General features: G+C 70.8%; 20 protein-coding genes. 5 read left to right on the forward strand and 15 right to left on the reverse strand.

All coding sequences use genetic code 11. The features are described 5' to 3' along the window. Positions 1-171: 171 nt before the first annotated feature. Complete coding sequence (locus OV427_RS18785) at positions 172-1,701, reverse strand: hypothetical protein (protein ID WP_267857498.1); 1,530 nt, start codon at positions 1,699-1,701, stop codon at positions 172-174. Positions 1,702-2,168: 467 nt separating this feature from the next. On the opposite strand from OV427_RS18785, the gene OV427_RS18790 reads away from it, so the two are divergent. After that, positions 2,169-4,910 (forward strand): serine/threonine-protein kinase, encoded by a 2,742-nt coding sequence (locus OV427_RS18790; protein WP_267857499.1) that lies wholly within the window; start codon positions 2,169-2,171, stop codon positions 4,908-4,910. Between the two features lie 345 nt (positions 4,911-5,255). Here OV427_RS18790 and OV427_RS18795 read toward each other — a convergent pair whose 3' ends face one another. From OV427_RS18795 to OV427_RS18805, 3 genes are all read right to left on the reverse strand, one after another. Then, complete coding sequence (locus OV427_RS18795) at positions 5,256-5,879, reverse strand: FMN-binding negative transcriptional regulator (RefSeq protein WP_267857500.1); 624 nt, start codon at positions 5,877-5,879, stop codon at positions 5,256-5,258. A gap of 102 nt (positions 5,880-5,981) precedes the next feature. Beyond that, positions 5,982-8,435, reverse strand: a complete 2,454-nt coding sequence (gyrB, locus tag OV427_RS18800) for a DNA topoisomerase (ATP-hydrolyzing) subunit B (RefSeq protein WP_267857501.1) — start codon at positions 8,433-8,435, stop codon at positions 5,982-5,984. 157 nt (positions 8,436-8,592) lie between these two features. Further along, positions 8,593-9,051, reverse strand: coding sequence for a hypothetical protein (locus OV427_RS18805; RefSeq protein ID WP_163994010.1), 459 nt, complete (start codon positions 9,049-9,051; stop codon positions 8,593-8,595). An 82-nt stretch (positions 9,052-9,133) separates the two neighbouring features. Here OV427_RS18805 and OV427_RS18810 point away from each other — a divergent pair, with 82 nt between their 5' ends. Next, the gene (locus OV427_RS18810; protein ID WP_267857502.1) at positions 9,134-9,889 is read left to right on the forward strand and encodes a GNAT family N-acetyltransferase; all 756 of its coding nucleotides are present in this window, start codon (positions 9,134-9,136) and stop codon (positions 9,887-9,889) included. Positions 9,890-9,892: 3 nt separating this feature from the next. Here OV427_RS18810 and OV427_RS18815 read toward each other — a convergent pair whose 3' ends face one another. The 10 genes from OV427_RS18815 to OV427_RS18860 form a co-directional block, all read right to left on the reverse strand. Continuing rightward, positions 9,893-10,711 carry a helix-turn-helix domain-containing protein gene (locus OV427_RS18815; RefSeq protein ID WP_267857503.1) on the reverse strand — a complete coding sequence of 273 codons (819 nt, stop codon included), beginning with the start codon at positions 10,709-10,711 and terminating at the stop codon, positions 9,893-9,895. A 73-nt stretch (positions 10,712-10,784) separates the two neighbouring features. Further along, positions 10,785-12,914 carry a cation:proton antiporter gene (locus OV427_RS18820; protein ID WP_267857504.1) on the reverse strand — a complete coding sequence of 710 codons (2,130 nt, stop codon included), beginning with the start codon at positions 12,912-12,914 and terminating at the stop codon, positions 10,785-10,787. A 91-nt stretch (positions 12,915-13,005) separates the two neighbouring features. Further along, on the reverse strand, positions 13,006-13,374 hold the full coding sequence (locus OV427_RS18825; protein ID WP_267857505.1) for a response regulator: 369 nt from the start codon (positions 13,372-13,374) through the stop codon (positions 13,006-13,008). Then, complete coding sequence (locus tag OV427_RS18830) at positions 13,371-13,541, reverse strand: hypothetical protein (protein ID WP_267857506.1); 171 nt, start codon at positions 13,539-13,541, stop codon at positions 13,371-13,373. Before OV427_RS18830 ends, OV427_RS18825 begins: the two co-directional genes overlap by 4 nt. Beyond that, on the reverse strand, positions 13,538-14,005 hold the full coding sequence (locus tag OV427_RS18835; RefSeq protein ID WP_267857507.1) for a response regulator: 468 nt from the start codon (positions 14,003-14,005) through the stop codon (positions 13,538-13,540). The genes OV427_RS18830 and OV427_RS18835 overlap by 4 nt, the downstream gene beginning before the upstream one ends. After that, positions 14,002-15,435, reverse strand: a complete 1,434-nt coding sequence (locus OV427_RS18840) for a sensor histidine kinase (protein WP_267857508.1) — start codon at positions 15,433-15,435, stop codon at positions 14,002-14,004. Before OV427_RS18840 ends, OV427_RS18835 begins: the two co-directional genes overlap by 4 nt. Before the next feature lie 125 nt (positions 15,436-15,560). Continuing rightward, positions 15,561-16,169, reverse strand: coding sequence for a DUF2378 family protein (locus tag OV427_RS18845; protein ID WP_267857509.1), 609 nt, complete (start codon positions 16,167-16,169; stop codon positions 15,561-15,563). A gap of 268 nt (positions 16,170-16,437) precedes the next feature. Then, complete coding sequence (locus OV427_RS18850) at positions 16,438-17,598, reverse strand: pyridoxal-phosphate-dependent aminotransferase family protein (RefSeq protein ID WP_267857510.1); 1,161 nt, start codon at positions 17,596-17,598, stop codon at positions 16,438-16,440. Positions 17,599-17,806: 208 nt separating this feature from the next. After that, positions 17,807-19,102: a M20/M25/M40 family metallo-hydrolase gene (locus tag OV427_RS18855; protein ID WP_267857511.1), complete on the reverse strand. Its 1,296-nt coding sequence runs from the start codon at positions 19,100-19,102 to the stop codon at positions 17,807-17,809. 113 nt (positions 19,103-19,215) lie between these two features. After that, complete coding sequence (locus tag OV427_RS18860) at positions 19,216-20,343, reverse strand: 5'-nucleotidase (protein WP_324289968.1); 1,128 nt, start codon at positions 20,341-20,343, stop codon at positions 19,216-19,218. A 187-nt stretch (positions 20,344-20,530) separates the two neighbouring features. Between OV427_RS18860 and OV427_RS18865 the strand changes: the two genes are divergently transcribed. From OV427_RS18865 to OV427_RS18875, 3 genes are all read left to right on the forward strand, one after another. Then, positions 20,531-21,421 (forward strand): zinc metalloprotease, encoded by an 891-nt coding sequence (locus OV427_RS18865; protein WP_267857512.1) that lies wholly within the window; start codon positions 20,531-20,533, stop codon positions 21,419-21,421. 177 nt (positions 21,422-21,598) lie between these two features. Further along, positions 21,599-21,754, forward strand: coding sequence for a hypothetical protein (locus tag OV427_RS18870; protein WP_267857513.1), 156 nt, complete (start codon positions 21,599-21,601; stop codon positions 21,752-21,754). 121 nt (positions 21,755-21,875) lie between these two features. Beyond that, positions 21,876-22,820, forward strand: a complete 945-nt coding sequence (locus OV427_RS18875) for an ATP-grasp domain-containing protein (protein WP_267857514.1) — start codon at positions 21,876-21,878, stop codon at positions 22,818-22,820. Between the two features lie 3 nt (positions 22,821-22,823). On the opposite strand, the gene OV427_RS18880 is transcribed toward OV427_RS18875, so the two are convergent. Beyond that, the gene (locus OV427_RS18880) at positions 22,824-23,009 is read right to left on the reverse strand and encodes a hypothetical protein (RefSeq protein ID WP_267857515.1); all 186 of its coding nucleotides are present in this window, start codon (positions 23,007-23,009) and stop codon (positions 22,824-22,826) included. Between the last annotated feature and the right edge of the window lie 2 nt (positions 23,010-23,011).

A 23,011-nucleotide genomic window follows, 5' to 3' on the forward strand; every position in this document is an offset into this window, starting at 1 on the left:
TCGACCCGGCGACTCCGCCGCGTTGGCGCCTCGCGTTCCTCGCGGCCAGGTAGCCCCAGCGCCGGCCGAGCTGAGCCCATTCATCGGCGGAGGTGTTGTGCTGACCACTCGCGTGCCTCGTGCCCACGTAGCGGGGAGAGGGACCGATACCCACCCAGACGTTCGCGCCATTCACGACTCACCTCCCACGGCATAGATGAGGGACAGCCGTCCCACGATGGCTCCGCCCGCCTGCACCTCCGCGGCGACGCCCCAGTCATTCGTCAGCAGCGCGCGGCCTCGCAGGCCGAAGCTGCCCACCACTCCGCCTCCGCGCGTGCGCATGCCTCCCGCGAAGCCGTCCTTGCGGTGGTCGTAATAGAGGAGCGCGTCGCCCCGCACCGGGCCGCCGCGCCCCAGCCACACGCCGTAGCCGAAGGTGAAGAGGAGCTGCTCGTCCAGATTCCCCTCGCTCACCGCACCCGGGTAGCTGTACCCCTGGAGCGACGTGCCGATGCTCGCCTCCGCGAAGGAGCCCGCCAGCGCGGGACTTACGCGCGCCATGGCGTAGCGGCCTCGCAGGCCCACCTCCGCGCCGGCGACGGTGAAGCCCTCCGTCGGATAGCGGTGGAACAGGCCGTACAGCTCCGCGTCCAGCGAGGTGCCGTCCGAGCCACGGCGCGCGCCCTCGGGCTCGCCCAGCAGCCGGTACGCGCCGCCCAGGCGCACCTGCGTGTTGCCCTCACCCGGAGACAGCCGCGCGTTGGCCTCCAGCTTCACCGTGTCCAGGCGCGCCAGTGCTCCCAGCGAGACGAAGTGGCCGTAGTCGAAGGACGGGTCGCTCACGTACTGGTAGCCCATCTCCAGCTCCAGCGGCGGCAACGAGGACGCGGGCACGCCCGGGTCGAAGGCCGGCGACGTCACCGCGTAGAGGTTGGCGAGCGCGGAGATGCCGAACACGCTGAAGCCCGCCAGCGTCACCGCGTACAGCGGAGCAATGGTGCGCCGCGACGCCCCCGTGAAGGCGATGGGCACGCCGCCGAGCGCGATGAGCCCCAGGCCCGTGCCCTCCAGCGCGAAGAGCCGCTTCGCCGTCTGCCCGTCCCCCGCGAGCCACGGACCGAGCCCGTGGAAGACGAGCCCCGGCAGCACCGACGCCGCCACCGGAACCACCTTGAAGGAGCGCTCGTCCATCGGCGAGAGCGGAGCGAGGCCCGGCGATATGGAGCCCGGCGTGACCTGGGGCGCGAGCGGGCCGGCTTGCGAACTCCCAGGAACCCGCTCGGCGCCATCGCTCACGGCGAGCACCGGCGAAGCACCCGCCGTGACGCCATCCCCCGCGAGCACCGTCGAAGCACCCGCCGTGGCACCGTCACCCGCGAGCGCCGCATGGGCGCGCACCTCCGACTCGGGGACACCACGCGCGGCCCCGTCCGCCACATCCCCATGCGACACCGGCGCGGCGTCCTCCCGCACCGTCGCCATCCCCGACACCGGCGCCGAGCGGACCGCGAGCCCCTGCTCGACACCGGTGCGGATGGGCGGAACGGACGCGGGCAGGCGCACCGGCACATCCCTGGGCACGTCCTGTCCGCCCCATTCCGGCCCCGCCGACAGCAGGTCGAACGCGGACTGCGCCCGGGCCGCCGACGGCATCACCGCCAGAAGCCCCATCAAGGCCAGGGAGGCCCACCGCGAGCGCAGGGGGAGCACGGACACCATCGGCTTCGCCTCTTTCTCCGCGAGGAGCCGCCCGCTCCCCACCCGCCGGCGCCGCCGGTCGTGCCGGCCTAGATAACCGCCAACCGTCCGCGCGCCCCAGAGAGCGCATTTAAGAAGTGTGAAGCCAGCTGACAGCCCTGCTCACGCCCAGGCCTCCACCGCCTTCGCGCCGCCCCGAATCCCCACGGATTCCAGCAGCTTGCCCGACTCGTCAGATACTTCACGCGTCTCAACCAATCATTCTGAGACCCGACAGAACTCACTCCGAGAGTCCGGCCCCTCCCGCACGCGACCGCGCCGGGGTCCCTGGGTACCCGGCCTCCCCCGCCAACCCCGGAATCCAGACGCCATCTCCCTGATCCAAGCACTCCCAGCGAAAACTTCGCGTGCAGCGCGAGCGGGAACCGGGACTTTCTCCGGAACGGGAGTATGCTCAACCTCCCTCTTCATTCCCTGGCCCAGCACCCGTGGCGGAACCCAGCCCTCAGCAATTCGGCAAATACGTCCTGCTATCGAAGATTGCCGCGGGCGGCATGGCGGTCACCTATCGCGCTCGGATGACGGGGGCGGCGGGTGTCACCAAGCCGTGCGTCATCAAGCAGATTCTCCCGCACTTCGTCGATGACACCGACTTCGTCGAGATGTTCATCGGCGAGGCGCGGCTGGTCGCGAGCATGAGCCACAGCAACATCGCCCAGGTCTTCGACTTCGGCGAGGTGGACGGCCAGTACTTCATCGCCATGGAGCTGGTGCAGGGCCAGCCCCTGTCCAAGGTGCTCCGCCGCGCGCAGAAGGCCGCCATGGGCTTCTTCCCGGAGCCGCTCGCGCTGCACATCGTCAGCAAGCTGTGCGACGGCCTGGACTACGCGCACCGCCACGTGGGCGAGGACGGCGTGGAGATGGGGCTCGTCCACCGCGACGTGTCCCCCGACAACGTCCTCATCTCCTACGAGGGCGAGGTCAAGGTCATCGACTTCGGCATCGCCAAGGCCACCAGCGCCGTCGAGGCGAAGACGTCCCCGGGCACCCTCAAGGGCAAGTACCCGTACTTCTCCCCCGAGCAGGCCCAGGGCCGGCAGGACCTGGACGCCCGCACGGACGTGTACGCCGCCGGCGTCGTCCTCTACGAGATGGTCTGCGGCAAGCGCCCCTACGAGGGCGAGTTCGTCGCCGTGCTGCCGCGCATCATCAGCGGCGACTGCCTGCCGCCTTCGTCCCTCAACCCGTCGGTGAGCGCGGAGCTGGAGAACATCGTCTCCGGCGCGATGGCCATCGACCGCGACACCCGCTACCAGACGGCGAAGGAGATGAGCGAGTCGCTGGTGGAGTTGCTCTACCGCGACAACCCGCGCTTCACGCCGGCGATGCTGTCGCAGCTCATGGCCTTCCTCTTCGCCGAGGAGCTGGCCGCCGAGGGCCGCAAGGCGCCGGAGCTTTCTCCCGCCTTCAAGGAGCAGCTGGCCTCGTGGCAGACGGGCAACGCGGAGGCTTCGCAGGGCCGCGCCCGTCCCATCTCCAGCTCGCCGCGCTCCACGCCCGGCAGCCCCGGCGTGCGCAAGCCCCCGAGCGATGGCGGCGGCCGCCCCACCAGCGAGCGCCGCCCCACCACCAGCAACCCGGGCATGCGCCGCGTCACCAGCTCCGGTGGCATGCGCCGGGTGACGAACCCCAACGTGCCCCGCTCGGAGGGCGGCGTGCGCCGGACTGGCGAACGCTCCGCCCCGCCCGTGCCGGAGCTGCCCGACGAGCCGAGCACCGACGCCGGTGGCGTGCCCGCCGTCCTTCCCACGCTCGCCGCGCCGCGCGACACCCCGGTGGAGGTGCCCGCCGCCGACCCGGCGGAGCTGGCGACGGGCGCCATGCGCACCGCGCCCGCGCGCGGCCCCAACGGGTTCCGCACCGCCGCCGACGAGGCCCGCGAGAAGCTGGCCTTCGAAGAGGCCGAGCGCGCCTCGAAGCGCCAGCAGCAGGTGCGCACGCTGAGCATCTACCTCTTCGGCATCGCCAGCGTGCTGCTCGCGCTCGGGCTGCTCTACAACTTCGTCTTCAAGTCGGACTACGTCCCCGGCGAGAGCGTGGAGACCACCACGCTGTGGGTGACCTCCAAGCCCTCGGGTGCCCAGGTGAAGCTCAATGGCCGGGAGATCCCCGGCCAGTCGCCCCTCATGGTGGAGGGCGTCATCGTGGGCGAGGCCAACACCCTGGTGCTGACGGTGCCCGGGCACCAGGCCTGGACGCGGCGCTTCACCCCCACCTCGAAGATGATGGAGCCCATCAACGCGGAGCTGCAGGCGCTCGCGGCGCCCGTGCAGCCGCTCCCCGTCGCGGTGGCCGCCGCCGACGCGGGTGTCGACGCCCAGGCCGCCGTCACGGCCGACGCTGGCGCCGTGGTGGCCGTGGCCGGCGGGACGGCGGACGCGGGCTCCGAGACCGGTGAAGACGCGCCGGGCGACCCGTCCATGCGAGCGATGCACGAGGTGGACTACCCCACGCGGGTGCTGGTGCTGCGGCCCATGTACAACGCCGTGCCCATCCCCGAGTACCCCACCGCCTCCATCGACCTGAACCCGGCCGCCGCGTACTCGGTGTGGACGGAGGGCAGCGCCTCGCTCGCCGAGGGCCGGGGCACCGCGTCCAACGCGCTGGCCTACTTCGCCGAGGGAGACCTGCCCGCGGACGCCAGCTTCGGCATGCTCGGCGCGTCCATGCGCACCATCAAGGGCGCGAAGCGGTTGTACGTCTTCGCCCTGGATGACAACGGGCCGGAGGACAACAGCGGCACCATCCGCGTCAACCTCCGCCAGTCCGCGTACGTGCCGCCGCGCTCCTTCGTCTTCGACGCGAAGCAGAACGCGGTGCAGCTCAAGCCGGAGCACCAGGTGGTGCTGCGCGGCCTCAACCCGCGTTCCACCTACCTGTTCACCGTGCGCGACGACTTCGCGGAACTGCGCGCCAACAACGGCCGCGTGCGCCAGGTGCTGTGCGTGGAGCGCGGCCCCGAGGCCGGCTCGGTGCGCTCCACCCACCGCCTGCTCGAGACGGGCAAGCGCTACCAGGTCACCGGTGCCGAGGACCTGCGCTGCACCTTCCCCGACTCGAAGGTGACGGACAACGCGGGTGCCTTCGAGGTGGACGTCGTCGACGTGACGGTGATGTCCCGCAAGGAGCGCGCGGAGGCCCTCAAGGGCTCGCGCCGCTCCGAGCGCTAGCGGCCCCGAGAGAGCTGGCGACCGGGCGAGCGCCTCGCGTGCGCCCTGGAGGCCGGGCCTCCACCGCGGCAGGTGCGCCCCATGTCTGGCGGCGCACGCTCTCGCGGTGGAGGAGATGCCTACCCTAATCGCGTGGCCGTGGCGGGCGTCATCGGCATCACCGCGCTCATGAGCATGCGCGCGCGGGCTTCTTCCAAGCGGGCAGCGGTTGCCCGGTTCCTGCCGTAAGGGCCAGCGTGGGTCGCGAAGCATGGCGGCCCGGTTCGACAAGGACGGGAAAGGCGCGTGGGCGCGGGGCCGAGGCGGGCACCGGGCCCACGGGTCTTTTGGCCGCCCGCTTGCGGGCTAGCCCTCGCGAGAGCGCATCAGCGCCGCCAACTCCCGATCGCCGGGCAGGGGGCTGCGCTCCAGCCCGGCGATGACGCCGCGCCGGTCCTCCTCGCCCTTGTTCTGGCTGAGCTTGAACTTGCCCTCCAGTCGGGACACACGGACCTCGAAGGCGACGATGCCCGCCATCAACCGGCGCACGTAGTCCTCCGCGGCTTCGGGACGCCAGGGCTCGGGGTTGCCGGCCTCGTAGAGGGCGGCGGTGTCGCGCAGCACGCGCAGCACCGTGTCGGGCGACTCGAGGACGTGGGGACGGCCGTAGGCGTGCACGGTGACGTAGTTCCACGTGGGGACCTGCGGCGCCGTCGCGTACCACGTGGGGGACACGTACCCGTGCGGCCCCTGGAAGAGGACGAGCACGTCCCGCTCCGCGGCGAAGGCCCGCCACTGCGGGTTGGGCCGGGCCATGTGCGCGAGCAGGCGGAGGGCGCCCGACGCGTCACGCTCGACGAGGAAGGGCAGGTGCGTGGCGAAGGGCGCGCCGTCCTCACCCACCGTCACCAGCGTGGCGAAGGCGTGCTGCTTCATGAGCGCGAGGAGGCGCTCCGAATCTTCCTCGTGGAAGTGGCGGGGGACGTACATGGCCCATGGTTGCCGCCGGAGCCACGGCACAGTCAACCCACTGCGGGCAGCGGCACAGCTCCCGTCCCCCCTCCCAGACGGGGAGAGGGGACAGGGACAGCCTCAGATGTCCAGGTTCTGCACGTCGAGCGCGTTGCGCTCGATGAACTCACGCCGCGGCTCCACCGCCTCGCCCATCAGCAGCGAGAAGATTTCGTCGCTCTCCACCGCGTCCTCCACCCGCACCTGGAGGAGCGTGCGCGTGGCCGGGTTCATGGTGGTGTCCCAGAGCTGCTCCGGGTTCATCTCGCCCAGACCCTTGTAGCGCTGCAGGCCCAGCCCCTTCTGCGCGTCCTTGCGGACCGCGGCGAGGACTTCCTGCACCGTGAAGGCATTCAGCTCGCCGGCCTCCACCTTCACCTTGTACGGCGCCTTGCCCATCGCCGCGAAGGCGTCGCGCAGCGCCGCCAGCTCCACGTACTCCGGAGACGACAGGAAGGCGTGGTCGAACACCGTCTCGCGCATGGCGCCATTCACGTCCGTGCGGAACACCAGCTTCTTCGTATGGTGCTCCGGGTCCTGCACCAGGTCGTGCTTCACGCGGCCCAGCACGTCCGGCATCCGCCGCTCGAAGTAGGCGTAGACGTCCTTCACGACCGTCTGCATCGCCGCGTCGTCCGCCAGCGTCTCCGCCGTCACCCGCGCCGCCTGCACCAGCGCGTCCACCACCCGCGCGTCGCGCCGCTTCGCCTGCTTCTCCAGGCGCTCCTCGTACGTAATCACCTTCTCCAGCAGCGCCTTCAGCTCCGCGCCGCCCAGCTCGCCCTCGGGCGTCAGCACCCGCGAGTGCTCCGAGGCGGACTTGAGCAGGTACTCGTTCAGCGCGCGCTCGTCCTTGACGTACAGGTCCTTCTTGTTGCGCGTCACTTTGTAGAGCGGCGGCTGCGCGATGTAGAGGTACCCCTTCTGGAGCAGCTCCGGCATCTGGCGGAAGAAGAACGTGAGCAGCAGCGTGCGGATGTGGCTGCCGTCCACGTCTGCGTCCGTCATCAGGATGATGCGGTGGTAGCGCGCCTTCTCCGGGTCGTAGTCCTCGGCGCCGATGCCCGTGCCCAGCGCGGTAATCAGCGTCACGATTTCGGCGCTGGTCAGCATCTTCTCGAAGCGCGCCTTCTCGACGTTCAAAATCTTGCCGCGCAGCGGGAGGATGGCCTGGTTGCGCCTGTCGCGGCCCTGCTTCGCGGAGCCACCTGCGGAGTCACCCTCGACGATGTAGAGCTCGCTCTCGTGGGGGTCCTTGCTCTGGCAGTCCGCGAGCTTTCCGGGCAGGCCGCCGCCGTCCAGCACGCCCTTGCGGCGCACCGTCTCACGCGCCTTGCGCGCGGCGATGCGGGCCCGGCAGGCGTCGCCAATCTTCGCCACGACCTTCTTGGCGACCATGGGCGTCTCTTCGAGGAAGGTGGCGAGCTGGTCGTTCACCATCTGCTCGACCAGGCCCTTCACCTCGCTGTTGCCCAGCTTCGTCTTCGTCTGCCCCTCGAACTGGGGGTTGGGAATCTTGACGGAGATGACCGCGGACAGGCCCTCGCGAGCGTCCTCGCCCGTGGGCGTCTCCTTGAGGTCCTTCCACTGGCCACCCTTCTCCGCGTAGCTGTTCAGCGTGCGCGTGAGCGCGGCCTTGAAGCCGGACAGGTGGCTGCCACCCTCATGGGTGTTGATGTTGTTGGCGAAGGTGTAGATGCGCTCGTCGTAGCCGTCATTCCACTGCATCGCGATGTCGAGCGTGACGCCCTCGCGCTCCGTGGAGAACGCAATCGGCTTGTCGTGCAGCACCTCCTTGGACTTGTTGAGGTACTCCACGAAGGAGGCGATGCCGCCGTCGAACTTGAATTCGTGCTCCTTGTTCGTGCGCAAATCGCGGACGGTGATGTGGAGGCCGGCGTTGAGGAAGGCCAGCTCGCGCAGGCGCTGGCTCAGCGTCTCGAAGTTGAAGTCGGTCGTCTCCATCACCGTGGTGTCCGGCTTGAAGGCGATGTACGTGCCGCGCTTGTCCGTGGTGCCGACCTCCTGCACGGGGCCGGTGGGGACGCCGCGCTCGTAGGTGTGCTCGTAGACCTTGCCCTTGGTCTGGACGCGGACCTTGAACCACTCGGAGAGGAAGTTCACGCAGGTGACGCCCACGCCGTGCAGGCCGCCGGAGACCTTGTAGGCCCCGTTGCCGAACTTGCTGCCGGCGTGCAGCTCGGTGAGGACGATCTCCAGCGTGTCCTTGCCCTTGAACTTCGGGTCCGGGTGCGGACCCACGGGAATGCCGCGGCCGTTGTCCTGCACGCTCAGGGAGCCATCCACGTGGATGACCACCTCGATGTCCGTGCAGTGCCCGGCCAGGGCCTCGTCCACCGAGTTGTCCACGACCTCGTACACGAGCTTGTGGAGCCCGTAGGTCATGGTGTCGCCGATGTACATGCCGGGGCGCTTCCGGACCGCTTCGCGGCCCTCGAGCTTGGTGATGCTTTCAGTCCCATACTCCACTGGCGGCGGGGCGACCGCTGCGCCGGTAGCGGGGGTCTTTTCCATGTGAAGCTGTCCTTGGGAAAAGGAGCGTTGCAACAGGCTTGTGCCTACCACTTCGGGCCCCACCGAACAAGGTTGGCGAGGCGTTGCAAGGCTGCGTAAACACTCATGAAATTCGCTCGGCCGCCCCCTCGGACGGCCGCCCCCGGAAAGCCGGGGTTCAGGCATCGAAACGCGGCGGTGGAAGTCGCTCCTCCAGCGCGGCGATCAACTCTTCGAAAACAGCCCTGCGGGCGAAGAGATGCCGCGTCACGAGCACCCTTCCCTCTTCCTTCAGGAACAGCCCGAGCACGTTCCCCCTCCGGCCGAGCCGGCGCACGGAATCAATCTGGCCCCAGTGCAAATCCAGCTCGCTCTTGCTGAAGGGACGGGCCACGCGCACGCCGCGCGCGTCCACGGTGACGCCCCAGCCGGAGCGCGGCCGGAGCCGGTGGAAGGCCACGAGGAAGGCCAGCATCAACCCCGCGGAGACGCCTGCACGGGCCATGGCCTGGGTGCCTCCGCCGGAGCGGGAGTCGGCCAGGGCCCAGGCGGTGAGCACCGCCAGCACGCAGGCCCCGAGGAACAGGCTGATGCGGGTGATGCGAGGGTCGAAGGCATAGAAGCGCGGGCTGCTCATGTGCGTGCGCGCACCCTACCTGCCCTGGCCCGCCGGTGCGCGCTTTTGCGCGGCCGGATGTTCTACGTTTCACCGCGTCCAAATGACGAATGCCGAACTGACCGCGCGCCTGCTCTCCAACGTCATCGCCTTCCGCCACCTCCAGCGACAGCGGGGCCAGCTGCGCCACCTGGAGCTGCCGGGCGTGGACGCCTTCTGCCTGCCTGACCTGGCGAAGGAGTTGCATTTCCAGCAGGTGTACTTCACGGACGCGGAGGCGCTGGCCGCCGCCCTGCCCGCGGTGGAGGACTTCTTCCGGGCGCAGGGCGTGCCGGCGTGGCGCGCGGTGGTGCCCCCCGGGAGTGAAACGGGCGGGCGGGTGCTGGGCGCCGCCGGCTACCGGCCCGACGAGCACCTCTCGGACGCCATGGGGCTGGTGCTGGCGGAGGCACCGGACGTCCCGCCCTCGATTCCGCTCGAAGTCCCGGAGACGCTGCGGGAGCTGGTGGCGCTCAACGTCGCCGTCTGGGGCCAGTGGAGCGGCACGCTGGAGGTGTGGAACCAGGGGCCCCCGCTGCCCGTCCACACGCTGCTGGCGTGCGAGGCGGGCCGTGCCCTGGCCTGCGGCTTCTCACAGGACGTGGGGGACACCGCCGGCGTGTTCATGGTGGCCACGGCGCCGGAGGCCCGGGGGCGCGGGCTGGCGTCGGAGGTCATGCGCGGGCTGCTCGCCGGGGCGCGTGCCCGGGGCATGAAGGCGTCCGTGCTCCAGGCGACGCCGCAGGCGAAGGGCATGTACCGGCGGCTGGGCTACCGGGACTTGGGCGGCTGGGTGAGCTGGGTGTACCGCGCCGGCTGAGCGTCAGCGCAGCGACTCCAGCTCCTCCAGCAGGGAGAGCACCTCGCGGGGCTGACGTGCGTCCAACAGGCGCTCCGCGAGCCCGTGGGCGGCCAGCCTCGCCACGTGGGCCAGGCGCACGAGCCGGGCGCTGCCGCGGCCTCCGTCCACCGTCGCCACCACCAGACGCAGGGGCTGACCGTCGGGCGTGTCCACCTTCAGCGGCTTCGCCAGCGTCACCAGGGCCGCCACCGGCGCGGCGCCCGGCAGGACGGCGTGAGGCACCGCCACGCCGCCGCCCACCGCGCACGAGGACTCGGCGTCGCGCAGCCGCAACTCCTCCACCAGGTGGCCCGCATCCGTGCCCGGCAGCGCCGCGCCCAGACGCCCGGCCACCACGTCCAGCACGTCGTCCCAGCCCGCGCAGGACAGCCGCACCACCACCCGCTCCGGGGCCAGCAGCGGGGCGAGCGGCGGCACGGGCCCGTCGTCACGCCCGGCGCGCACCGGGAACTCCGCGTCCAGGAAGTCGCGCACCTTCGCGAGCTGCGCGCCCGACAGCCGCCGCCGCGCGATTTCGAGGAAGAGCGTCCCGGCGCCCGGCACTTCTTCCAGGTAGCTCGCCACGTACGGACTCACCCGCTGGGCCACGTCCATCAGCAGCGCGGGCGGCACGTCCAGCTCGCGGGCGATGGCCGCCAGCCGCTCGGCCGTGGGCGGCGCGTCCAGGCCGTGCTCCACACGGCTGAGGTACGCGCTCGACACGCCGATGCGCCGGGCCATGTCCCGGAGGGACACGCCCGCGTCCACGCGCAACAACCGCAGGGTGGCACCCAGGTGCATGGCTCCCCTCTAGCTCCTCGCGGACGACGAGTGGAACAGCCGCTGGGTGACGCTCAGGGGCATGAACATCCCCTCAGCCCCGCGCCGGCATCGCACGCTCCGGGTCGCGTGCTTCCTCGGTGACTTCCGCGGCCGGGGCGGGCTCCGGGTGGCGGACCACGAGCAGCGAGCCCGGCGCGTCCCGGATGATGCGCTCGCGGTGCAGGCCGAAGAGCCGGTCCTCCAGGCCCCACTGCGCGCCCACGCCCACCACCACCAGGTCATACCCGTGGCGCGCCTCCTCCAGCGCGGCCTCGTCCGGCACATCGTGCCGCACCACCTTGAGCCGCACGCCGCCCTCCTCGGAGGGGAACAGCTCGTCCACCTGGGCCCGCGCGCCGCTGCCGCCCAGGTCCGACGTCACGTGCAGCACCGTCACCTCCGCGCCCGCCTGCTGCATCATCCGCCGCGCCAGCCCCAGCGCCGCCCGGTCATGCCGGCTGCCGATGAAGGGCACCAGCACGCGCTTCACGTCCGACAGCCCCCGGTCCACCAGCACCGCCACCGTGCCCGACGCCGCCTCCATCACCTCGTGCACCGTGCCGCCCAGCACCGTCTGGCTGAAGAGCGGCTTGTGCCACCCCAGCAGCACCAGGTCCGCGCGCCGCGCCTGCGCCGTGCGCACGATGTCCGCGGCGGGCTCGGCGGACACGAAGGACAGCGGCCGCACCGCCAGCCCCAGCTTCTCCGCGCGCCCCAGCAGCGGCACCAGCGCACCCTCCGAGGGCGCACTCCGCTCCGCCTCCGGCAACAGCGGCGCGCGCTCGGGCGGCACCAGGTGCAGCGCGTGCAACTGCGCCCGCTCCCCACCCACCAACGCCCGCGCCAGGGACGCCATGCCCGGCCCCGCCTGCCCATGGGACACGCACATCAGCACGCTGTAGGGCGCGGGGCCCGGCTCCAGCGACACCGGCGGGGAGAACCTGTCCCTCGCCAGCTCCTCCGTCGCATAGAACCAGCGCAAGAGCGGCGTGGTCATGAACGTGGTGACCAGCGCCATCAGCACCATCATCGTGAAGAGCTGCGGCGAGATGACGCCCAAATCGAGGCCGATGTTGAGCACGATGAGCTCCATCAGCCCGCGCGTGTTCATCAGCACGCCCACCGCGCCCGCCTCGCGCCAGGGCATCCCCGTCAGCCGCGCCGCCACCGCGCTGCCGCCGAACTTGCCCAGGACCGCCAGCAGGATGATGACGCCGCACGTGGCCCAGGCCTCCACGCTGTTCAGGAGGCCAATCTGCGTGCGCAGCCCGCTGAAGGCGAAGAAGACGGGCAGCAGCAACACCACCGCCACGTCCTCCAGTCGCTCCGCCAGCGCCTCCGCGAGCCCTCCCTCCTTGGGGATGACGGCGCCGAAGAGGAACGCGCCGAAGAGCGCGTGGATGCCGATGAGCTCCGTCGCCCACGCGGACGCCAGGAGCAGCACCAGCGTGCCCGCCACCACGTTCTGCGTCAGCCCCTCGCGGCTGGCCACCCGCGCGCCCAGCCGTGCCAGGAAGGGGCGCACCACCACCAGCACGAAGCCGATGTAGAGCAGCGCGAACAGCGTGGTGAGCGCCGCGTGCGCCAGGTCCGACGCCCGGACGATGGAGACGACGAAGGCCAGCAGGCACCACGCCGTCACGTCGTCCACCGCCGCGCACGCAATCGCCACCGTGCCCACCCTCGACTGGAGCAGCCCCCGCTCCGTGAGGATGCGCGCCAGCACCGGGAAGGCGGTGATGCTCATCGCCACGCCCATGAAGAGCACGAAGGACGAGAAGGGCACCGACGGGTCCGACAGGCTCCGGTACAGCCACAGCGCCGCCGCGGCCGCCCCCAGCGCGAAGGGGACGATGATGCTGGTGTGGCTGATGGCCACCGACGCATGCCCCCGCCCCTTCAACATCCGCGGGTCCAGCTCCAGGCCGATGAGGAACATGAACAGCACCAGCCCCACCTGGCTCAGCATCGTCAGCGCTGGCATCGACGACGCGGGGAACAGCGCCCCCATCACCTCCGGCGCCACCCACCCCAGGAGCGACGGGCCCAGGACGATGCCCGCCACCACCTCGGCGATGACCAGCGGCTGCCCCAGCCACTTCGCCCCCCGGCCAATGAGCCGCGATGCGCCGATGATGACGATGAGCTGCACCAGGAGCAGCGTCAGTGGATTGAAGTGCATCCATCCCTCCGGTGGTGGGTGTTAAGTAACCCCTTATCAACCCACTCACGGAAGCGTCAATTCACGAAGACTGTCCGTGCGGGCAGGCAACTCACTCCACCTTGTGCCTGCGCACGGCCTCGACGAGCGTGTCCACGTCCACGGGCTTGCGCAGGTGTCCGCACGCACCAATCTCCTCGGCCACCTGCCGGGCATTGGCGGACGCGGAGAAGACGAGCACGGGGATGTCACGCCACCGGGGAACCTGGCGCATGGCGCGGGCGAAGCCGCCCCCGTCCATCACCGGCATCATCATGTCCAGGAGCACCAGCCCCGGCAGCACGGGCATGGCGCCCAGCACCTCCAGGGCATGCTTGCCATTGCTCGCACCCTGCACCTCGTGGCCCGCGTCGCGCAGCACCTCTTCCAGCGCCTCGCGCAGGTCCGCGTCGTCGTCCACCACCAGCAACGGCCGGCTCACGCACGCTCCTCCTTCTCCAACGGCAGCTCCAGGGTGAATGGCGCTCCGCCACCCTCCCGCGGCTCCGCCCGGGCGCGGCCCCCATGGGCCTCCGCGGCACGCCGTGCCAGGTACGGCCCCAGCCCTCCGTAGGAGCGCGAGCCTACCGCCACCCGCAACGGCTTCATCCCGCCGTCCCGGGAGGAGACGCGGAGGGCGGCTCGTGGTTGAGCACCAGCCAGTACAGGCCGAGCTGGCGCGCCGCCTCCACGAACTCCGTGTAGCTCACCGGCTTGCGCACGTAGCTGTTGGCCCCGCCGCCATAGCCGCGCACCAGGTCCACCTCTTCCACGGACGAGGTGAGGACGACCACCGGCAACAGCCGCGTGCGCGCGTCCGCGCGGATGCGGCGCAGCACCTCGTGCCCGTCCAACCGCGGCAGCTTCAAGTCGAGCAGCACCACCACCGGCAGCGGCTTGCCGGCGCGCGACTCGAAGGCGCCCTGGGCGAGCAGATAGTCGAGCGCCTCCACCCCGTCGCGCGCCACGTCCACCGGGGTGGTGATTCCCGCGCGCTTGAAGGCCCGAAGGGTCAGGTCCGCGTCATCCGGGTTGTCCTCCACGAGGAGGATGGGGCGCTCGGAGCCATTCATGGGTGCGACTCCTCGAGGGTGAAGCGGAAGGTGGCCCCGCCATCCGGCACCGCCTCCGCGGTGATGTCTCCGCCATGGCGGTGGATGATGCGCTGCACGGTCGCAAGGCCAATGCCGGTGCCGGGGAACTCGGTGGGCCGGTGCAGCCGCTGGAAGGGGGAGAAGAGCTTGCTCGCGTACGCCATGTCGAAACCCACGCCGTTGTCTCGGACACAGTAACGGGGGTGCCCGTCCCTCGACTCAGCGAAAAGTTCGATGCGGGCCCCGGAGCGCTGGCTGGTGAACTTCCAGGCGTTGCCCAGCAGATTCTCCAGGACGACCCGGAGCAACCGGGCATCCCCCCGCGTCGCGAGGCCGGGGGCGATGTCGAAGGTCGTGTCGCGGCCGGGCTCGCCACGCTTCAGCCCCTCCGCCACGTCCCGGGCCAGGGCGCTCAGGTCCACCGGCTCCTGGCGCAGCTCGGCGCGGGACAGACGGGACAGGCGCAGCAGGTCGTCGATGAGCTGCCCCATGCGGCTGGCCGCCGCGCGCAGCCGCCGGAGGTGCTCGTGGCCCTCCTCGGAGATGCGCTCGCCCTCGTCCTCCAGCAGCGCCTGGCTGAAGCCGTCCACCGCGCGCAGGGGGGCGCGCAGGTCGTGGGAGACGGAGTAGCTGAAGGACTCCAGCTCGCGGTTGGCCGCCGTCAGCTCCTGGGTGCGCTGGGCCACGCGCTGCTCCAGGCGCGCCTCGCTGGCGCGCAGGGCGTCGGCCTGGGCCCGGGCCTGCTCGAGCAGGGACTCGTAGTCGTCCGACAGGACGACGAGCTGGCGCCGGCCCATCCAGGCCAGCAGGGCCCCGAGCACGAGCAGCCAGGCAGCACCGCCCCACAGCACCAGCCGCGCCTGGCGCTCGGCGAGGGCTCCGTGCTGGTCGGCCCGCTCTCGCTCCTCGGAGGCCAGGTCGTCGAGGAGCCGGCGCATGCCGTCCATGCGACGCTTGCCCTCTCCCTCGACGACCCGCTTCTGCCAGCTCCCACCATTCCTGAAGCTCCGCAGCTCGTCGTCGGCGAAGGCCTCCCAGTCCGCCCGGCGCCGGTGCAGCGCTCCCAGTCGGGCCCGCTGGTCCGGCGACTCCGACACGAGCGACTCCAACTGGCTCAGGGCCTCGGGGAGGCGCGCTCCCGCGGTGTCGTAGGGCTCGAGGAATCTGGCGTCTCCCGTGAGGAGGAAGCCGCGAAGGCCCGTCTCCCGGTCGATGAGGAGCTGGCGCACGTGGACGGCCTGCGCGAGCACCGCGTCGGAACGGTCCGCCGACTCGTCCGCCTGGAGGAGCTGGCGCACCTCCCAGAAGAGCAGTCCCGCCAGCAGCGCCCCCAGCACCGCGGGCAGCACCACGGAGCGCAGCAGCAGGCGACGGAAGCGGTTCGGGTCGAGGTAGGCCAAGGCGGACATCCGGACGGACCCAGGTGGGGTCACCGCAAGATGCGCATGTGTCCGGTGCGAAGGCCTGGAGGTCGCCGGGAGGGGACGCGAGTGCCTGGGCCTGCTCCCCGTGTTGCAGGGCGAGCGGCCTGACTTCACTTCCAGGACAGCTCGTACTCACTGTCCAGCAGCGCCACCTGACGTCCGTACACCCGCACGTCGTGCGCGCCGACGGCCTCGAGCACGCCCTGGAGCACGCCCTCGTGGTACGCGGCGGGCATGAAGTCGCGCCGCATGATGAAGCGCGCGCTCTTGTCGCCCGTCCACAGCGGGTAGCGGTCGCCGTAGCTCACCGCCGCGCGGTACGCGTCGCCCAGCGACTGCAGCAGCTTGCGCGGACTGCCGCCCGCCGTCTGCATCAGGTCCCTGCCGAACATGGAGGACAGGAAGTCCACCGTGGCCTGCGTGCCAATGCGCTTCAGCACGCCCTCGAAGCCGTCCAGTTGTGGCGCCAGCAGGCGCGCCGCCGTGGACGTCATCCGCAGGTAGCGGCTGATGGGGTACATGTGCACGGGGTTGATTTCCCAGATGCCCGCCACGCCCTTGCACCGGGCCACGGCGCCCTCCCCACCCAGGAAGCCGACCACGTCCAGCGTGCCCTGGAAGAACATCCCGCGGGCCGAGTCCTCCTCGCTTGCCGCAAGGCGTCGCAGCTCCAGCTCCCAGGCTGCTCCACTGCTGCTCGCTTCCGTGCCCACGTGCATGGTCTCTCCCCCGAGGGGACCTTCCAGGTCTGTCTCGGAAACACACCGCCGGCGTATCTGGCAGGTACTTCCGGGCTGACCCGACTCCCCCCACTTCCGGGATGGCAACCTTCTCATATTTTTACGTTGGAGTCGAATCATTATTCCGCGCCCGTGGAATCCTGGACCGTCACGGCTCCTGAAGGGAGGAGCCACCGTCCAGGTCAGCTATGCGCGGAATCTTCCAGGGCGCCGGAAACCCTCGGAGGCCCTCAGGGGGCCTCGGGGCTCAGCCCGCGACGAGGGAGGCCTGGGCGGCGGCCACGGCGGCGCCGGGCTCGGAGCGGTGGCCGGCGGCGAGCAGCGCCCGCTCCACCGCGCCGACCGCGGCCAGCACGTCCGTGGGGCCGACGCGGTTCATGTGGCCCACGCGGAAGTAGCGCGTCTTCAATTCCGGGTGCAGGCCGCCGGCGATGACGATGCCCTGGCCCTTCACCCGCCCCACCAGCGCCGCGTCCACGCCGTCCGGGTAGTACACGGCGCTCAGGGTGTTGGCGGTGATGGCCTCGGACGTGGGCAGCATGCGCAGGCCCAGGGCCTTCCACGCCGCGCGGAAGGCGCGCGCCATGCGCTGGTGCCGGGCGAAACGCGCCTCCATGCCCTCGGCGAGAATCTGCCCGAGGCTCACGTCCAGCGCGCAGACGAGGTTGACGGGCGGCGTCGCGAAGTAGGCCGGCTTGCCTCCCTCGTACGCCTCCATGATGGGGAGCCACTCCGCCCAGTCCGAATAGACGCTGGCCACCGGCGTCTTGCGCTTGCGCCAGGCCTCCATCGCACGCGGCCCCACGGTGAGCAGCGCCAGCCCCGGCGGCACGCCCACCGCCTTCTGACTGGCGGTGAGGTACACGTCCGCGCCCCACGCGTCCTGGTGGAAGGACTCGCCCGCGGTGGCGCACACGCCGTCCACCACCACCAGAACCCCGTGCTTGCGCCCGGCGCGCACCAGCGCCTCCACGGGCGCCAGGACTCCGGTGGAGGTGTCCACGTGGGTGACGGTCATCACCTTGAAGCCGCCGCGCGACAGGTGCGTCTCCACCTCGTCCGCGGAGGGGGACTCGCCCGGGGCCGCGCGCGCGTGCGTCACCTGCGCGCCGTGCCGCTCCAGGATTTTCGCCATCCGGTCACTGAAGTAGCCGGTGTTCACCACGAGCGCGCGGTCGCCCGGCTCCACCAGGTTGGCGCCCGCCAGCTCCATGGCCAGCGTACCGGAGCCGGCCACCACGAAGGGCTGCGCGCCGGGGGCGAGACACACCTCGCGCAGCCGCTTCAGCGCCCGGCCGAAGAGGGAGATGAAGGCCGGGTCCGTGTGGCCGAGCGTGGGCGCCGCCAGCGCCTGGAGCACTTCCGGCTCGAACTCCACCGGCCCCGGAATCATCAGCAGGTCTCTCACGGTGTCACCGCTCCTGGCGCGCCCGGAGTCCGCGAGGGCCCCTGATGGATACCGCGAAGGCGCGGCCCTGAATCTGGCCAGCCCCGGGGCCGCTGTCCACGTCCATGTGAGCCCGATGTGGCGGGAGCGACGCGGGTCCTGGCTCGCGGGGCAGGTGCCCGAGCACCCGCCGTGCTTGCGGTGCGAGGGAGCCGTTATGCCCGGCGACTCACAGCCGCACGAGCAGCTCGCGGAGGATGGTGAAGCCCTGCCGGAAGTCCTCCAGCCGGGCCTGCTCGTTGGGTGCGTGGTAGTACGCCATGTCCCCGAAGCCCGTTATCTGCACGTCGCACCCCTGGCGCTGCAGGTCGCGCACGAGCGGCAGCGAGCCGGTGAGGGAGAACGGCGTCGGCGCCACGCCGCGCACGTGCTGAATCGCGTCCTTCAGCGCCTGGAGCCCCGGCGAATCCAGCCGGCAGGCGATGCCCTCCGTGCCGTTGCCCTGGAAGCGGAATGCCAGCGAGCCGCGCTTGCCCGCCGCCGTGCGCGTGCGCGGGAAGCCGGGAAGGACTTCGTCACGCTCGAGCCGGGCGTCCAAATCCCGCACGAAGGCCTCCACCGACTGCATCACCTCCTTCAAGTCATAGAAGGGCGTCACGCGGATGTCGCCGCGCAGGGTGATGTCGGCGGGAATCTTCGTCTCCTTGGTGTTGGCGCCCTCCACCACGGTGGCCTTGAGGCTGGACGAGGCCAGGAAGCCCCACTTCCTCTCGTCCTCGGTGGCGGGGTAGCGCGCGTGGAACCAGCGGGCCAGCTCCAGCGACGTGGCCATGGCCAGCTCCAGCGCGTTGACGCAGTTCTGCGGCATGCCCGAGTGCCCACCCACGCCCGTCACCTTCAGCTCCCAGATGGCGTTGCCGCCGGTGCCCACGTTGGGGCCGAAGTTGGCGCTGTCCAGCCAGTACACCGGCTGCCCGAGCAGGTCCTTCAGCCGCCCCTGCTGCGCCACGTAGCCCAGGCCCAGGCCCGGCAGGTCCGTGGACTCCTCGTTGGAGATGAACACCACCTTCAGCGTCCGGCTCGGGCGCACGTTGCGCTCGGCGAGCTGCGCGAGCAAATCGGTTATCACCGCCACGTGGCCGAGGCAGTCGGTGACACCGCGCCCGTAGAGCACGCCACCGGGCCCCTCCCACAGCGCGAAGGGGCTGTGCTCCCAGCCCTCGCCCTTCTCGTCCGCGGGCACGACGTCGAAGTGCGCCCCCACGAAGCCCAGCGTGCCCTCGCCCGTGCCCTTCACGGTGAGCACCAGGCAGGGCCGCGCCTCGTTGCCGGGGGCCGCGAGCGACTCGACCTGGATGAAGCCGGACTTTATATGTGGGGCGAGCGTGTCCAGCACCACCTGCGCGGCCAGCCGCTCCTCGGGCACCATGCCCCCGCTGGGATTGTTCTGCAGCTTCGGCGTCAGGGCGATGAGCCGCCGGAGCACATCCAGGAAACGGTCCTCACGAAGGGCGAGCGCTTGCATGGCGGCGGATTGGACCGCAGGCCCCCGGCGAAGTCACCGGAAACAACGACGCCGGAGCGCGGTGGAGCGCCCCGGCGTTGGTGCCGCGTACGAAGCCGGACGAACGGCCCGCGTCAGTGCGTGGCGCTGGCCGCGCCGGGCGGCTCGAGCTGCTCCACCTTCTGCTTCACCGCCGCGTCATCCGCCACCGACAGGCCCAGCGTGAGGTAGGAGAGCTGGTGCGCGCGCCCACCGGCGGGCGCCTTCACATCGACTTCCGTCTCCAGCTGCCGCATGCGGCCCTCCAGCTCGACGATGGTGCGGCTGAGGTCGGCGCGCGTCGGCTCGTCGCGGGTGGCGGCCAGACGCTCGTGCGCCTTCAGGAGGTTGCCCTCCACCACGACCAGCTGCTGGCGCGCCCGCGTCCCCGAGCCCAGGTCCACGGAAGGGCCCGGCCCGTCCACGTTCAGCTCCAGCCGCGTCAGCTGCCGCCCCAGCTCCCCCGAGGGGAACACGGCGGCGTGGGTGCCCACCAGCTCGCCGATGCCAATGCCCTTGGCCTCATGCGACTCCACCACGAAGTCCACCGCGTCCCCGGCGAGGATGGCCAGCTTCACGGCCTCCTGGTACGGCACCGCCGCGAGCACCACCACCACGTCCACCTTGCTCTTCTGGCGCAGCCGGCGCGCCTCGGCCATGGCCGCCTCCAGCGGCGGGCGCCCCTTCAGCGTGGGCTCTCCCGGCGGCGCGCCCTCGGGTGACACACCCACCACGCCCACCTTCAGGCCCCCGGCCTCCACCACCGTGGACGCCGCGAAGGGCGCCTTGCCGGCCTTGTCCACCAGGTTCGCGGACAAGAGCTTCATCTTCTTCTTCGGTCCCTGCGCGGCCTTCCGCAGCCACCCCAGCCCCTGGGACAGGTCGCGGTGACCCACCGCCATGGCCGTGGTGCCCAGCGCCTCCATCTGCTCCAGCACCAGCTCCGCGCGCTGGGTCACCAGCGGCTCGTCTTGACGCACCGGCTTGCGGAACAGCGCGTTACCCGCGTCCAGCAGCACCACCGGCAGGCCGCGCGCCTTCTCCGCATCCACCGCGGTCTTCCGTCGCGCCAGTCCGCCCTGGGGCTCCTGCTTGCACCCACATGGCGCAATCTCACCCTGGTTGTCTCCGGTGAGCAGCAATACCAGACGCCGCGGCGCAGCATTCGCTTGCACCGCCAACAACAACGCAACGCACAGCATCAGCGGGAGTGGGGCCTTCACGTCGTCTCCTCGAAGGAGCGGGAGCCTAGACGCTCGCGTGCGATTCGGCACTGGGTGGCAAACGCCCCATATCGAGCCAACCCCGACTACCCGTGAACCGAATATTAACGTTTATTGCGTGCATTGTAATAATTCACAGTTTCATATACAAAGCGCCGTCGCTCTCAACCCCCGCGAGGATGCACGCATGCGCTCGATTTTCGGTAAGGCCGCTGTGACGTTCGGTGCCGTTGCTGCCATGGTCGGCTGTGGTCCGGTGGACGAGTCGGAGATGAATCAGGCCCCGACGGACACGCAGGAGGCGGCCCTCCTCGACCGCTGCGGTAACCCTGACTTCGACGCGCAGTCCGTGGCCGAAATCGAGGCGCGCTTCGAGGCCATCAAGGCCCGCCAGGCGATGAAGGGCAACGTGCAGGCGATGGCGGTGAACATCCCCGTCTACTTCCACGTCATCCGCAGCGCGACGGGCGCCGGTGGCGTGACGGCCACGCAGATCAACAACCAGATTTCCGTCCTCAACGCCGCGTACGGGTCCGCCGGCTTCACCTTCACCCTGGCGGGTACGGACACCACGAACAACGGCACCTGGTACACCTGTACGGGCGGCAGCTGCGAGACGCAGATGAAGAACGCCCTGCGCAAGGGCACCGCGGACGACCTGAACTTCTACACCAACAACATGGGCGGCGGCCTGCTCGGCTGGGCGACCTTCCCCTGGAGCTACGCCAGCGCCCCGAAGATGGACGGCGTGGTCGTCCTCCAGACCTCGCTGCCCGGCGGCACCGCCACCAACTACAACCAGGGCGACACCGGCACCCACGAGGTCGGTCACTGGATGGGCCTGTACCACACGTTCCAGGGCGGCTGCGCCAGCCCCGGCGACAGCGTGAGCGACACCGCGCCCGAGGCCTCGCCGGCCTCCGGCTGCCCCTCCGGCCGTGACACCTGCTCGGGTGGCGGCGTGGACCCCATCACCAACTTCATGGACTACAGCTACGACTCCTGCATGAACAACTTCAGCGCGGGCCAGAACAGCCGCATGAACAGCATGTGGACCTCGTACCGCCTGGGGAAGTAATCCCGGCCGGGGACAGCTTCAGTCCCTGACATGAACGGCGGGCTCCCACCTGGGGGCTCGCCGTTTTGTTTTTTGCGGGGCAGTGCCGCATACGGGGGACTGCCCGCCTGCCTGCCGTGGGGTAGGTCCAGCCCCTGGCGCCGGGTGCTCGCCAGTCCCACCTTGCGGGGTGGAACCATGAGCGAACCCCAACCCCAGAAACGGCCCCGGGTGCTGTTCGTCCGGGACCTCGTTCCCATCCGGAGCGTGCCCCCGCCGGCCGCGACACCCCGCGACTCCCAGGTCACCACGATGATGGTGGGCGAGGAGAAGGACACCGGCGGCGAGGCGTGACGCACCGCTGGCACGGTGGCGGGCCGCGAGGTACGCACCCGGGCTGACCCGTCATGCCTCCCGCGTCCGTATGGGAGGTGCGGCGTGGGAACAACCCGCGGTGGGAGGGTGCACAGGCACCATGAAGACAGAGACTGGGACGGTGGTGCTCGTGGGCTCCCGCGAGGACATCCACATCAAGGAAGTGGCGCGCCGGCTGGGCGTGGAGGGTGTGGACGCCGTCATCGTGGACACGCTGGCCTTCCCTGACGAGACGACGGTGTCCCTCACGGATGACCTGGCGGGCATCACCGTCGACGGGCGCACCGTGGGCCGGCCCGCCGCCGTCTACGTGCGCGGCCTGCACAGCAGCCCCCTGGCCTATCTGGTGGACGCGCAGGAGGCCATGGACGAGGACTGGCGCACCACGCTCACCGCCTTCCGCGAGAAGGCCACGATGCTCAACGGGCTCGTGGCCCGGTGGGAGCAGCTCGGCGTGCCGCTCTACAATCCCGTCTCCAGCGACTGGACGATGAACAAGCCGGTGCAGCTCGCCGCACTCAAGGCCGCGGGCCTGCCGGTGCCCCGCACGCTGTGGACCAATGACGCGGAGGCCGTGCGCCGCTTCGCCGCGGGAGGGCGCGTGGCCTACAAGCCCATCACCGGCGGCGCCGCCACCCAAGAGTTGCTGCCGGAAGACCTCACCGACGAGCGGCTCGCCGCGCTGTCCGCCGCCCCCGTCACCTTCCAGGAATTGCTGCCCGGGGAGGACATCCGCGTGTACGTGCTGGACGGGGAAATCATCGCCAGCCTGCGCATCGTCACCTCCGCGCTCGACTTCCGTCAGAACGAGGAGCGCCTGGAGCCGTTCGAGTTGCCGCCCGAGGTGGCCCGCGACTGCGTGAAGGGGTGCGAGGTGCTCGGCCTGCGGTGGACGGGGTTGGACTTGAAGCGCGGGCAGGACGGCGTGCTCAAGTTCCTGGAGATGAACGGCTCCGCCATGTTCCTCGGCTTCGACGCGAGCGGCGGCACCGACATCGCCGGCCACTTCACGCGCGCGCTCGCGAAGCACGCGCGGCGGGCGTAGCGACTACCGCCAGAGCGCGGCGAGCACGGTGCGCGAGGCCATCCACGCCAGCGCACCGAGCACCACCACCAGCGCCACGGTGAAGGCCAGCGCGCGGTACGGGCGCGGGTGCATCACCGCGCGCAGCTCGTCGGTGAGGGCGGGGTCGGCGTCCAGGTCGTCGGGAGGCAGGGGCTTGGGAGGCGTCATGG

The sequence above is a fragment of the Pyxidicoccus sp. MSG2 genome, assembly GCF_026626705.1.
Taxonomy (GTDB): Bacteria; Myxococcota; Myxococcia; order Myxococcales; family Myxococcaceae; genus Myxococcus.